A 14,181-nucleotide genomic window follows, 5' to 3' on the forward strand; every position below is an offset into this window, starting at 1 on the left:
TAATAATGTCAAAGATTAAAGATTTTGTACAATCTAAAAATGGTAAGATAACTATTGGTGTTATTGTTGCTGTTTTAGCATTAGTTGCAATATTATACTTTTGTGGAGTATTCGGAGGCGGCAAAGCAGTTGATAAAAAACTTATAGAAAGTTTAGAAAAAAAACTGGAATTACCTTCTGAATCTTCTAAGTATGATACCGAAGATAAGGTTAAAAATCTAGTTACAGATTATACAAAAGCATTAGATAATTTTAAAGCAGCAATTGAAAAATATAATAAAAATGCAAAAGATAATGATAAAATTAGTGATGAAGCAAAACAACATATTGAAGCATTTAAAACACAAGTTGAAGACTTAACAACTACTAATAAAGAAGCATTTAAAGAACAACATAATCAATTAAAAGTTTCAGAATTCATAACTAAATTAAAAGAAAAATTACCTGAGTCTGTAAAAAAATAATAATAAATTAAAAAAGAAATTTTTTATTTATTAAAAAATAAAAACATTCGAAATATTATTAATTTCGAATGTTTTTTTTATTTGATATTTAAAAAATATTTTAAAGATGTGTTTATAAAATTATTAAATAAAGGATGTGGTTTAAAAGGCCTAGATAAAAATTCAGAATGAAATTGAACTCCTATATACCAAATATGATTTTTTAATTCTATAATTTCAGGCAATTGTTCTTCCTTATTCATACCTGAAATAATAAAATTATCATCTTTATTAAAAATAGCAATATATTCTGTATTCATTTCATAACGATGTCTATGTCTTTCATAAATTATTTCTTTTTGAAAAATTTCATAGCTTTTAGTATTTTTTTTTAATTGACATGAATACAACCCTAATCTTAAAGTACCTCCTAAAAGAGGATTTTTTATTTTTTGAGTTATTACAGGACATAAAGTATTATTATTAATTTCTATAGAATCAGCGTTCTCTAATTTTAAAACATTTCTAGCGTACTCAATAATCATTAATTGCATTCCTAAACAAATACCTAAAATAGGAATATTATTAATACGAGCATAAGTAATAGCTTTTATTTTGCCTTCGATAGCCCTTGAGCCGAAACCACCAGGTATTAAAATTCCATGACAATCTTTTAATAATTGAGATATATTTTCATTATTAATATCCGCTGCATTAATTAATTTAACTTTTATATCAGTATTATGATAATAAGAAGCATGTTTTAAAGCTTCTATAACAGATAAATAAGAATCTTGGTTAGAAATATATTTTCCTACTAAACCGATAGTAATTTTATTTTTTAAATTCTGAATTTTATAAATTAAGTTTTGCCATTTAGAAATATTAGATTTTTTTAAATTATTTATTTGAAAATGTTCTAAAATAAAATCATCTATTTTTTGTTCATTTAAATTAACGATAATTTTATATAAAATATCAACATCAATATTTTCAAAAATAGCTTTTTCTCTAACATCACATAAAATAGAAATTTTCTTTTTCATTTCGGATGAAATAGCTTTTTCGCTTCTTAAAATTAAAATTTGAGGTTGAATTCCTAAAGATCTTAATTCTTTAACACTATGTTGTGTTGGTTTAGTTTTTGTTTCGTTAGAGCTTTTTAGATATGGAATTAAAGTATTATGAATATAAAGAGTATTATGAAATCCTAAATCATAACGTACTTGTCTAATAGATTCTAAAAAAGGTAAAGATTCAATATCTCCAACTGTACCTCCGATTTCTATTATGATAACATCATAATCAATATCAGTATTTTTTATTTCTAAAATTCTTTTTTTTATTTCGTTAGTAATATGGGGAATAACTTGAATAGTTTCTCCTAAATATTTGCCTTGTCTTTCTTTATTTATGACATATTGATAAACTTGACCTGTAGTTACATTAGATTCTCTAGATAAATTTTCATCTAAAAATCTTTCGTAATGACCTAAATCTAAATCAGTTTCGGCGCCATCGTTAGTAACAAAAACTTCGCCATGTTGAGTAGGATTCATAGTACCTGAATCAATGTTTATATAAGGATCCATTTTTTTCATAAAAACTTTTAATCCACGTGTTTTTAAAATTTGACCTATAGCAGCTCCAATAATACCTTTTCCTAAACCAGAAACTACTCCTCCAGTAATAAAAATAAATTTTTGATTTTTGATATTCTTATTATTCATTTTTAGATTTCTTTCTTTCAAACATTTTCTTTCAAACATTTTCTTTCAAACATTTTCTTTCAAACATTTTAAAATAAAAATATTGAAATTAAATAAGGATGGATATATTAAATATTCATTTTATAACCTAATCGATCCCCAATATTAATTTTGGTTTCTATATTTTTTAAACTATTTTCTATAAAAATTTTGTCAAAAATTACTTTATTTTTTTTAATAAGCAAAATAATAGTTGATCCTCCGAAAGAAAAAAAACCTTTTTCTTCACCTTTTTGAAAACTAGTAATAGGATGATTATTAATTTTACCTACTAATAAAGCTCCAACTTCGATTTGAATTATTGTACTAAAATTTTTTGTTTCTAAAATATTGTATTCTCTGCTATTTTCATGAAAAACATTAAAATATTTGAAAGCGATTGGGTTGACAGTATGTAATTTACCTTTTATTTTCTTAATATTTTCTTTTTTTTGAATACCATCATCCATAAAAATATAACGATGATAATCAAAAGGTCTTAGTCTTAAAATTACAAAATAACCTTTTAGAAAAGAGGAAGCCAAAGAATTATTTTTTAAAAGATCACTTAAATGATAATTAACTCCTTTGATAGAATAAATATTATTTTTTGTAATTGGTAAAACACTTATTTTGCCTTCGCCTGGACTGATGAAAATCGAAGGATCATGACAAAAAGATATTTTTTTGTATTTACGTATGAAAAAATCATTATAAGAAGAAAATTTTTGTTTATTAAATAATTCTAAATTTATATTATTTGTTTTAATTACTTTTTTAAGATGTAATTTAGAAAAAAAAGATTTTAAATACAAACTAAATAATAAATTAAATATTTTTGAAATACAAATTCTTAAAAGTACTCTTTTCCAAAATCTTTTATTTAAATTAGAATATAAAAAATTTTTATTCTTTTCTTTTTTATTAGGCACTGAATTTTTTTCTTTCTTGTATTAATTTATATTTGTTTTTATTAAAGTTAATATTAATAAAAGGAATAATAAAAAAGAAAATATTAAAAAAATAATATTTTTAGGTTTTTTAAATTTAATTTTATTAAAAACAAATAAAAAAGAGCATAATATAATAAAAAAACAATATATGAAATAAAAAAATTGTTTAATTTGTTCTTTGAAAAAACCATTATCAAAAGATAATATAACATTTTGAGATAAAATGAAAAAAGGAAATATAACAGAAGCAAAAGTAACGGGTAAACCGATAAAAGTTTTTATATTTTCTTTAGGTGTTTTACAATTGATTTTTTTTTCAGCAAGAACATTGAAATAAGCTAATCTAATTAGAACTGCTAAAATATATACAATACTACTTATTAGAAACAAAAAAGAAAATATTTTGTTATGTTTAAAATTAGCAATGTTTTTGAACATTTTAAATTCTATTAAAATCGGCAAAATACCAAAACTAATAATATCTGCTAAAGAATCTATTTGAATACCGTATTTTTTTTCTTCTATGGAACGTTTCTTTTTTAAATTGCTAACAAAACCATCTAACATATCGAAAATGCCAGATAATAATAAACAAATAGATGCATATGTTATAGGATTTAAATTATTACTATCATCCAAAATAATATAAATACCTAAAAAACCTGTTAATGCATTTAAATAAGTTAAATAAACAGTATAATTATAAAATCCTAAAAACATAAATATATCCCCGATTATGAAATGTTTTTTCTAAATTGTAATAATAATTTTTAGAATAAAAAAATTTATAATTTTTTTCTTTATAATATTTTTTATAAAAAAGAATTATTCTAATCACTTATATATTCTTCTTTTTATTTTTATTATTCTTTTGTCAAATTTCATCAAACACTTCTTCTTCTATTTTATCTTCGTTGTCATCTAAATTATCGTCATTTTCATCTAAAAGATCTGAATCTAATTTGTCTTTTTCTTCATTTTTTTCATTGTCTTCTTGTTCTTCGATTTCTTCGTGTTCTTTATTTTCTTCTTTTTTCAAATCAAAATCTTTAAAATCTAAAATTTCTTTTTCTATATCTTCTGTTTTGATATTTGTTTCTTTTGTCTCTTTATCGTTTGGATCCAAAAAGTATTCTTGATCCCATAAATTTAAATTATTTTTTTTGATATCCCATAAATCATTACCACAAAATACAAAAAGTCCGCTTGAAACAATATCTAAATATAATTGCAAACAAGCATCTATATCTTTTGAATTAATTTTTTTAATTTCGCAAACATTTTTGATTAATTCTTGAATAGACATTGGTGCTTGATTTTTTAATAAAATTTGATAAGAAATATCAATCATAGAATTTGATTGATCGATATTTTTGTTATTTTTATCCAAAATTTTTTATCTCCTTTAATAAAAAAAATATTTGTTTACTGTTTAAAATTAAAATTCATAATCTTTCGAAACTTTTGTAAGTAAATCTTTAGAAGCTTGTTCAACTTGTTGTAATACATCATTAAAAGATAATAAAATACTTTCTTGCATTAAATCTAAATTTTTACATAAATCTAAATTTTTAATATAAACATCAACTACTTGTTTTGTTCCTTGCATAACAATAACAATATCTCCGATTTGTGATGTGAATTCTCTAGATTCTAATTTTTTTTGTTCTATATCAATATTTTCTTGAATTTTTTTTAATTTATTTAACATATTCATATTCAAAAAAATCCTTTTAATCAATAATTTCTACTTTTTCATAAGTAAATAAATCCCTAGCTAATTTGACAATAGGAGATTGATTTTGTTCTATATTTAAAACTGAATTTTGTTCATAAAAATCAGTTTTAAAATTAGATAAGTCTAAATCTTTTTTATCTTGAGTTTCTAAAAATTTTAAATAAACAGGTTGTATTATGTTTTCCCAATCTTTATTTAAAACCACAAAATATTCATTAATTAATTTTTTTTTTGCATTTAGAATTTGTTTAATTTTAACTCTAATATCATTTTTTAATAGCTGTTTATATTCTATTTCATCTCTACATGATAAAAGAATTTCTTTATTAAAATTTATTAATAATACTTTAGAATTATATAATAATTTAGCGATTTTTGCTAAATTAGGAATAGGATAATTTTCTAGTTTTTTCCAACCTTTATGAATTATATTTTTGGTTAAATCATCTGGAGATTTTAAAATATTAATAATATTATTTAAAATAGCTTGTTTTAAAGTTATTTCTTTTTCATTTATATCTGTTTTAGAAAAAATAGGTAAATTGTTTTCTATTTTTTTATTACTTTTTGTTATTTTATTTGAATTTGTTTTTTTAATCAAATTTTTTGATTTTTTTAAAAACTCATTCATTTGAATAAAACTAATAATTAATAAATTTTTTTTATTTTTAGATAACATCAAATTATTTTGTAATTCAAATAATTTTTGAAAAAATAGGTCTCTTTTTTCGATATTTAAATTTGAAAATAAATTTAAATTTTGATTAGGATTTTTTAAATAATTCATTAATTTTTTTTGAACAAAATCAATAAAATCCTTTAAAAAAAGAACATAATTTATATTTGAATTAAAAATTTCTTCTAAAAAAGAAATAAGAATATTTATATTATCATCGAATAAAAGCTTAAATAAATTTTGTATATTTTCTTCAGGAACAATTCCCAACATTTCTACAATATTTTTTTCTTGGATAATATTGTTTGTATAAGAACTCACTTTATCTAATAAATTAAGAGCATCTCTTAAATTTTCATTAGAATAAAAAGAAATTTTTTCTAAAGCTTTTTCTGAAATGGGTATATTTTCTAAGGAGGCTATTGATTTTAATTTTTTTTTAATATCTTCAGGAGAAATATTATTTAAATAAAAATATTGAGTACGAGATAAAATGTTTTTAGGAATTTTATTAAATTCACTAGTGATCAAAATAAAAATTATGTTAGTTAATGGTTCTTCTAAAATTTTTAATAAAGCATTAAAAGCATTTGAAGATAAAACGTGAATTTCATCAATAATATAAAATTTATATTTTAATAAATCAGATTTATAACATAATTTATCTTTTAAGTTTCTGATATCATCTATTCCGCTATAAGAGGCTCCGTCAATTTCAATAAAATCTAAAGTATTTTTTCGATCTATAGCACAACATGTTTTGCAATAATTTTGGTTATCATTATTTTTTGAACAACAATCTTCTGTTTTAAGAAAAAAAGAACAATTAATAGCTTTAGCTAAAACTTTCGCTAAAGTAGTTTTTCCTACTCCTTTATCACCACTAAATAAATAACAATGATGAATTTTTTGATGTTTGATAGCATTTTTTAAAGTTTGTATAATTGTTTGTTGCCCGATTATATTTTTAAAGTTGTCAGGTCTATGTTTGCGATATAAAGTTATATAATTCATATTTTTTTTATAAGGCATCCTTTTTTTATTTTGCGCAATATAATTTTATAAAGTTTGAAAAAATAATATTTATTTTGTTTAATAAAAAATGAAAATTTTGAAATTAATTTTCTCCAGCAATAGTTAAATCTCCTACATAAACAGTAGGACTTCCGAAACCTGATGTTCTAATTACTAAATCATTAGCTATATCTTTTAAATTTAATAAAATATCAAAAAAATTACCTGAAATAACAAGCATTTTTACAGGGCTAGTAATTTTACCTTGTTCTATTTTAAAACCAGCCGCTTGAAGACTAAAATCACCACTAATATCATCAATACCTGCGTGTAATCCGATTAAAGAATCAATATAAACTCCTTTTTCAATAGGCTTAATCATTTCTTCAAAAGTTTTATCACTTTCTTTTAAGTAAAAATTAGTCATTGAAATAGAATTTTCAAAACTGTTACCACTAGGTTTTGTATTAAAAAGAAATGAAGATTTTAAATCGTGTATAAAATCTTGAAAGATACCTTTTTTAATAATTTTTTTGGTATAACAAGCTACACCTTCATCATCAAAACCATATTGAAAAAAAGCTTTATTTAATAAAGGATCGTCGATTAAAGTAACTTTAGAAGAAGCTATTTTTAGTCCTTTTTTATCTTTTAATTTGCTTAAATTATAATAAGCTCTCATGCCATTAAAGATACTGCTAAATTTATTTAAAAATTTAGCAAAAATTTTATTTGAAAAAACAGTAGGATAAGTTCGAGATTCTAAAGATTGAGATGTTAATTTTTTTTCTCCTAAAGATATTATTTTTTTAGCATATTTAGGGATATCCATTTCATTAAAATCTTTAACTGTGAAATTTTCTAAAATTTCTTCTATTTCTTGATTTTTTTGAAAAACACAAGAAGTTGAAATTGTTAAAAAACTAGCTTTATCTTCTAAATTTACACCTTTAGAATTAACTATTTTTTTTTGCAAATAATTTTCACTATAAGAAATACTATCAATTTTTTTTAAAAAAATACTTTTGGATAATTCTTTTTCTAATTGAAATATTAAATCATATTTTTTCTGAATATTAATTGTTTCGAAATTAAAATTAGAATTTTTCACTTCAGGATAAACAGGTGAACCCGCAAAAACAAGATCTTTTTCTTTTCTATTTAAAAATGATATTTGATTTTTAAGAAGTTTTAAAGTTTCGTCTATTTTGTTTTCATCTATTTTTTCTAAATAGATAGAAGATTTTATATTTTTATATAAACCTTTTATAGTTACTGTTCGAAGATCACTTTTAATATGTTCATGAATTTTACTATCCTCTAAAGTTATCATTTTATTTTTGTTATCGTTAGTTAAAATTTCTAATGCATCAAAACCATTTTCTGTAGCTGCTTGAAACCATTTTTTATAATTTATATTATTATTCATTATTATTTTTTGCTTCCTCCAACAGTTATTTCTGTAACTCTAATAGTTGGTTGTCCTAAATCTACAGGTACATAACCTGAAATAGAACCGCAATATCCTTGTTTTAAAACTAAATCATTAGCAACACGATCTATTTTTAATAAAATATCTTGTCCTTTTCCAATTATCATCATGCCTTTTACAAATTTTGTCAATTTGCCATTTTCAATTAAATATCCGGATTTGACTTTAAAGTTGAATTCACCTGTAGTAGGAGTAACTGTTCCACCGCCAAAACTTTCGGCATAAAGACCATATTTAGTATCTTTTATAATTTTTTGAGGATCATCTTTTCCGGCTGCAATATAAGTAGAATTCATTCTAGAAGTTGGTGAGTATTTATAAGATTGTCTTCTGGAAGAACCAGTAGGTTGCATTTTCATTTTTAAACTATTACGATAATCAATTAAATAATTTTTTAATATTCCTTTTTCGATTAAAAGGTTTTTTTGAGTTGGATGCCCTTCATCATCAAAATTTAATTTACCCCAAGAATTTTCAATAGTTCCATCATCATAAGCAGTTACAATGTCTGAAGCTATTTTTTGATTTATTTTATTGCAAAAGGGCGAAAGTCCTCTAGCAACGGAAGTAGCTTCTAAAGAATGCCCGCAAGCTTCATGAAAAATAACTCCTCCTTCACCATTACTTACTACTAAAGTCATATTTTGAGGTTTAATTTGTTCAGCTGTTAGCAACATAATTGCTTTTTTTGCTACTTGTTTGGCTTGAACTTCAAAATTAATAATATTAAAAAGTTCTAAACCCATCGATCCTCCTTCGTTGTTATAAAATTCTTCCATATTTTGTCCATCTTTTGCGATAGCAGCCATAGAACAATTAATATAAGGACGAAAATCTTTTTGATAAACACCTTTAGAATTAGCAATTAAAACATTTTGTTCTTTTTCTTCTAAATTAATTATGCTTTTTATAATTTTTTCGTCATATTCTTTTATAATTTGAGATAATTTCATTATTTTAGTAATTTTTTCAGAAACAGACCAGTTATTAAAAGGAATTTTAATATTATTATCTATTTTTTTGGATTCCCCAAGAGGAATAATTTCTATTATTTTTTTATTTTTGTTTTCGTTATAATATTCTTCTATCAAAGACAAAATATTTTTATGATTTATTTTATTAGTATAAATATAAATTTCATCCGTTTTTTTTAATAAACGAATTCCTACTCCATAAACATTTCCTGTTTCATATTTAATTACTTCTTTATTCATAATTTTTAATGTAGTAGAAATTTTGTCTTCGAAAAATAATTCAACAAAATCAAAACCTTTATTTAAACTTTTTTGTAAAATATCTTGTATTTCGTTTTTAGATAACATAAAAAAATAAACTCCTTAAATTTTTTATATATTGTTTTTTTATTATTTTTTTTCATTTAAATAATCAAAAACTAAAATGAAATAATTTTATTTTTGATAAGTTTTTTAATTATTCAAAAAAATTATTTATTTTGAATATGCAAAAGTTTATCTTTGTAATAAATATTATTTCTGGATTGAACTTGTTTAGCTAAAAAAGAAGGAATTTCAAAGACAGTTTTGTTATAAAAATGTTTTATATTACCGATATTTTTACTATAAATATTAAATTTATCTTTTAATAATTTTAAAAGTAATGATGGATTGATATTGTCATCTTTTCCTAAGTTAATAATTAATTCTATCATAGGTTTTTTATCGAATTTATTATTACTATAATTATTATTAGAATTATTATTAGAATTATTATTAGAATTATTACCGTAATTATTATTCACCCTATTAAATCTATTTGAATTGTTATTGTTTTTAATATAAGGGCTTTGCGAATTATTATTTTGCCAAATTTTTGGTTCTGCTATATGTTCGTAATTTTTCTTTTTAGGCGCTAAATGTTCTAAAAGAACTCCAATAATTTCTTTAGGATCTTTTTGCTTTAATAAATCATCAACAAAAGGATTTTCTTTTATTGTTTCTTTTTGTTGTTCTTCTAATAAATTTAAAATTTTGTCTTGAAAAAATTTATTTTGTTTTTCACGAACTTCTTCTATTGAAGGAATGTTTAAATGAGTTATTTTTTCTTTTAAATAATTCATTAATTTTTTAAATTGAAAAATTTTTCTTAAACTTACAAAAGTATAAGCTGAACCCGTTTTACCAGCTCTACCCGTTCTTCCGATTCTGTGAACATAAACTTCTTCTTCTCGAGGCAAATCATAATTGATAATCATTGTAATATCTGAAATATCTATTCCTCTAGCTGCTACATCAGTAGCAACTAAAATTTTAATATTTTTTTTTCTAAAATTATTCATAACATAATGTCTTTGATTTTGTTTTAAATCTCCATGAATAGCATCTACTAAAAAATTTCTTTCTTGTAAATAATTTAAAATTAAATCCACATCTTTTTTAGTATTTGCAAAAATAATTACAGAATCCGGGTTTTTTTGATCTAAAAGGCGAACTAAAAGTTTATTTTTATCAAATTCTTTTACAATAAAATAAAATTGCTCAATTGATTTAACAACAATTTGATCTTGTTTAGCTTTTAAAATTTTAGGATTGTTTTGATATTTATTAGCTATTTCTTTAATGAAAGGAGGCATTGTAGCTGAAAATAAAACAGTTTGTCTTTCTTTTGGAATTTTAGATAAGATAGTTTCTAAAGCTTGTTGAAATCCCATTTTTAACATTTCATCGGCTTCATCCAAAGTTAAAGTTTTAACTGATGATAATTCAACTTTTTTTCTTTCTAGTAAATCTATCATTCTACCTGGAGTAGCAATAACGATTTGTGGTTTTTTATCTAAAGCTTGGAATTGTTTTATATAAGACTCTCCGCCATAAACAACAATAGTTTTAATTTCGGGATAGAATTTTAATAGTTTTTGAATTTCTAAAAAAACTTGTAATGCTAATTCTCTTGTTGGACATAATATTAGAGATTGAACTTTTTTTATTTTAGGATCGATTTTTTCAATTATAGGAATACCAAAAGAAAAAGTTTTTCCTGTTCCTGTTTGAGATTGAGCTATAATATCATTCCCTTTTATAAATTCAGGAATAACTAAAGCTTGAATTTGTGTAGGATTTGAAAAATTTAATTCTTCTAAAGCATCTTCAGTTTGTTTTAATAAATTTAACTCTTTAAATAAAATACTCATTTCTTTTTTTCCTTTATATTATATATTCAAAAATAAAATATTTATTTTTATTAAATAACATTTTTTATTTAATTTTATTCTTTAATCAGACAATTATTTTAATTTATTTATTATTTTTAATATTTATTGGAAAAAATAAATAAATTTATTCAAAATTAAATTATATTATTTAAAATTGTATTTTTGAATAAAAATATAATATAAATTTTCAAAAAAAGTATTTTATATTTCGTTTAAAAAACTCAATTAAATTTAATAACAATAAATTTTGTTATATTATATGTTGTAATTCAAAAATATTAACTTTAATTTTAATAAAAAAAAAATAATAAATTTATATTTATATATGTCTAAGTCAAATAAATACCTTTCTCTAAATTATACATTATTTTATTAATAAAATAATAATTTTAATATTCTATTTAAATTACTTACATTATTTATTAAATGAAATTGAATTTAATTTATTATTGAAAAAATATTATGCTTATTTCTAATATAAAAATAAAAAAATGAAATTATAAAAGAATTTAATAATAATTCGAAGTTATTTTTTTGTATATTTTAAATAATTGGATTAAAAGTTTGAAGCGAACTAAAAGCAATAAAACTATTCATTTTCTTTTGACTCATATGAAAATGAATAGTTTTAAATTATAATTATCGAAAACAAGATATAAAAAAGATGTTAAATGATGAATAAAATTCAATAAATAATTCAAAAAATTTTATAATTATAAGTGAAAAAAAGATAAAAAAAAGAGGTATTAAATGTTTATCGGGATAGAAAAAGAATTAAAATAATTACAGCAAATTATTGATTCTTATAAGCATGAATTAGGAATAATACATGGTGTACGATAAGTCGGCAAAAAACAACCTTATTAAAAGAAATAACTAGAAAAAATTTAAAAAAAACTATTTATTTTATGGCAGATCAAACTGGAATATAGCCAAATAACTTAAGAACTTTAACTAAACAAATTACTACTTTTTTTAAAGATCCAAATTATATTTTTGGTAATTATTATGATTTATTTCAATACTTAGTTAATAAAGTTCGTAAAAACCATAGTTATTATTATTAATGAATTTGCTTATTTAATTCAGAGTGATAAAACTATTATGTCTATTTTTCAAAAAATTTATGAAGAAATTATTGTCTAAAGTAAGATTAAAATTATTTTATCAGGCAGTCAATTAGGAATTATGAAATCAATTGGCGATCACAATAAATCTCTTTATCATAGAATTACTTTTCAAAAACAAATTTGGCCTTTTGGTTATAAAGAATCTTCTTTATTTTTTAATCATTTAACTTATATTGATAAAATTCAATTTTATAGTGTTTTTTCGTGAATGACTTTTATTTTGAAACAAATAAATTCTAAAAAAGATTTGAAATTTAATATTAAAAATATTTTTTTAGAAAAAACTAATAATATCGAAAATAATTTAATGTCTCTTTTAGGAAACGAAAATAAAAAACTCTCGGTTTACGAACCAATTTTAAAATCCTTAGCTAATTGCAAAAATAAAACTCTTTCTGATATTGCTCGATTTATCCAACAACCAATGAATTCAGTACATAATTTATTAAAAATTTTAATAGTGAACTGTTTCATTTTTTCATACAACTTTTTATTTTAAAATGACTCTTTAAGAATTAAAAATTAATAGATAATTTCCTATCTTTTCAAACTAAAGAAATATTTTTTCGTTTCAAAAAGTGTCTAAACTTTTTTTCATAATTCTTTCGTTTCAAAAGATATTTTTTTAATATTTTGTCTGTACACTATATAGTTAGGTAAAAAAAGTGAAAAACTCGTCAACAAAATGAAAGAAAATGATATTTTTTTTAAATTTTACTATTTTTTTTCAAAAAAAGCGCACTAAAGTAACCTTTTTCAAGGTTATATTATTTTATATTCATTCAACTAAAAATTTATCTCAGATTTTGAACACATTGAGATGGAGTGGTATAGTTTAATTTGGTTAAAATCCATTTGTTATTCCAAAATTGCGGAAATTGATTGATTAATTTTTTCATTTTATCAGGAGATTTTTGAAATAAAAATGGATGTTGATGTTGTAAGATCGTTTTCATTTGGCCAAAAAAGTTTTCAATGACGGCGTTATCACGAGGGGCCGCTTTTCGGGACATACTAATTAAAAAACCTTTTTTCTTTAAAGTTTGTTGAATTTTGAGTGATTGATAAACTGTTCCTTGGTCGGAGTGAATGATACAAGGTTCTTTTAATTTTGGAAGTTTTTTAATAGTATTTAAAACTAAATCTTTATTTTGATGCTTTGAAACATGTGAAGCAATTATTTGGTTATTAAAAGAGTCGATAATACAAGAAAAATAGAGAAAACCTTGATTAGTTTTAAAATAAGTGATGTCAGTAAAAAGTTTTTGAAGAGGTGTAGTAGCTATAAAATCTTGATTGATTAAATTAGGAATTACTTGGAGATTATTTTTTAAATTACGATAAGTAAAATTTTTTTTGATTCTTAAACGACAACTAATGTCGTTTTTTTTCATAATGGTATAAACTTTTTTCTTAGTGATGAATTCATTAAAGGTTTTTTGGTATAAATCAGTGATTTTTCGATGACCGTAAAAATATTGTTCGTGTAAACATAAAGCTTTAATTCTTTTTTGTTGTAACAGGTATTTTTCTTCTTTTTCTTTTAGTTTAGTTTTTACTTTTAACCAATAATAATAAGTACTTCTTTTGATTTGAATTGTTTTTAAAATAGTGGTTAAATTCAGAGTTTGATTGAATTGGTTGACTAAATGAAAAACCATTCTTTTATCAATTTTTTTAATCTTTTCAATGATTTTTTGTAATAATTTAATTTTTTGTTTTAATTTTTGCATCTTAATAACAATTATCTTTATAAATTATTTTAAATATATCAACTATTATAACTCTAAAAGATTTTTTATTGGATAAATAAGCGCT

At 21.4% G+C, this 14,181-nt stretch carries 13 protein-coding genes; 3 read left to right on the forward strand and 10 right to left on the reverse strand.

Annotated elements, in window-relative coordinates:
• Positions 1-5: 5 nt before the first annotated feature.
• A complete protein-coding gene (locus tag M8044_RS00685; RefSeq protein WP_273585156.1) occupies positions 6-464 on the forward strand; it encodes a hypothetical protein in 459 nt (152 codons plus the stop codon).
• Positions 465-541: 77 nt separating this feature from the next.
• On the opposite strand, the gene M8044_RS00690 is transcribed toward M8044_RS00685, so the two are convergent.
• From M8044_RS00690 to M8044_RS00730, 9 genes are all read right to left on the reverse strand, one after another.
• Positions 542-2,173, reverse strand: coding sequence for a CTP synthase (locus tag M8044_RS00690; RefSeq protein ID WP_273585157.1), 1,632 nt, complete (start codon positions 2,171-2,173; stop codon positions 542-544).
• A gap of 107 nt (positions 2,174-2,280) precedes the next feature.
• Positions 2,281-3,123, reverse strand: a complete 843-nt coding sequence (locus M8044_RS00695; protein ID WP_273585158.1) for a phosphatidylserine decarboxylase — start codon at positions 3,121-3,123, stop codon at positions 2,281-2,283.
• A 21-nt stretch (positions 3,124-3,144) separates the two neighbouring features.
• Positions 3,145-3,864 (reverse strand): CDP-alcohol phosphatidyltransferase family protein, encoded by a 720-nt coding sequence (locus M8044_RS00700; RefSeq protein ID WP_273585159.1) that lies wholly within the window; start codon positions 3,862-3,864, stop codon positions 3,145-3,147.
• 154 nt (positions 3,865-4,018) lie between these two features.
• On the reverse strand, positions 4,019-4,534 hold the full coding sequence (rpoE, locus tag M8044_RS00705; protein ID WP_273585160.1) for a DNA-directed RNA polymerase subunit delta: 516 nt from the start codon (positions 4,532-4,534) through the stop codon (positions 4,019-4,021).
• A gap of 48 nt (positions 4,535-4,582) precedes the next feature.
• The gene (locus tag M8044_RS00710; protein ID WP_273585161.1) at positions 4,583-4,861 is read right to left on the reverse strand and encodes a YbaB/EbfC family nucleoid-associated protein; all 279 of its coding nucleotides are present in this window, start codon (positions 4,859-4,861) and stop codon (positions 4,583-4,585) included.
• A 16-nt stretch (positions 4,862-4,877) separates the two neighbouring features.
• Complete coding sequence (dnaX, locus tag M8044_RS00715) at positions 4,878-6,590, reverse strand: DNA polymerase III subunit gamma/tau (protein ID WP_273585162.1); 1,713 nt, start codon at positions 6,588-6,590, stop codon at positions 4,878-4,880.
• Positions 6,591-6,675: 85 nt separating this feature from the next.
• Positions 6,676-8,001: a TldD/PmbA family protein gene (locus tag M8044_RS00720; protein WP_273585163.1), complete on the reverse strand. Its 1,326-nt coding sequence runs from the start codon at positions 7,999-8,001 to the stop codon at positions 6,676-6,678.
• A gap of 2 nt (positions 8,002-8,003) precedes the next feature.
• Positions 8,004-9,386 (reverse strand): TldD/PmbA family protein, encoded by a 1,383-nt coding sequence (locus M8044_RS00725; RefSeq protein WP_273585164.1) that lies wholly within the window; start codon positions 9,384-9,386, stop codon positions 8,004-8,006.
• 122 nt (positions 9,387-9,508) lie between these two features.
• A complete protein-coding gene (locus M8044_RS00730) occupies positions 9,509-11,212 on the reverse strand; it encodes a DEAD/DEAH box helicase (protein WP_273585165.1) in 1,704 nt (567 codons plus the stop codon).
• Positions 11,213-12,421: 1,209 nt separating this feature from the next.
• Between M8044_RS00730 and M8044_RS00735 the strand changes: the two genes are divergently transcribed.
• On the forward strand, positions 12,422-12,571 hold the full coding sequence (locus tag M8044_RS00735; protein WP_273585166.1) for a hypothetical protein: 150 nt from the start codon (positions 12,422-12,424) through the stop codon (positions 12,569-12,571).
• Positions 12,572-12,862, forward strand: coding sequence for a hypothetical protein (locus tag M8044_RS00740; protein WP_273585167.1), 291 nt, complete (start codon positions 12,572-12,574; stop codon positions 12,860-12,862). It abuts the gene before it with no gap.
• A 295-nt stretch (positions 12,863-13,157) separates the two neighbouring features.
• On the opposite strand, the gene M8044_RS00745 is transcribed toward M8044_RS00740, so the two are convergent.
• The gene (locus M8044_RS00745) at positions 13,158-14,096 is read right to left on the reverse strand and encodes an IS3 family transposase (protein WP_273585168.1); all 939 of its coding nucleotides are present in this window, start codon (positions 14,094-14,096) and stop codon (positions 13,158-13,160) included.
• Positions 14,097-14,181: the final 85 nt, after the last annotated feature.

The sequence above is a fragment of the Columbia Basin potato purple top phytoplasma genome (assembly GCF_028595955.1).
Lineage (GTDB): Bacteria > Bacillota_I > Bacilli_A > Acholeplasmatales > Acholeplasmataceae > Phytoplasma.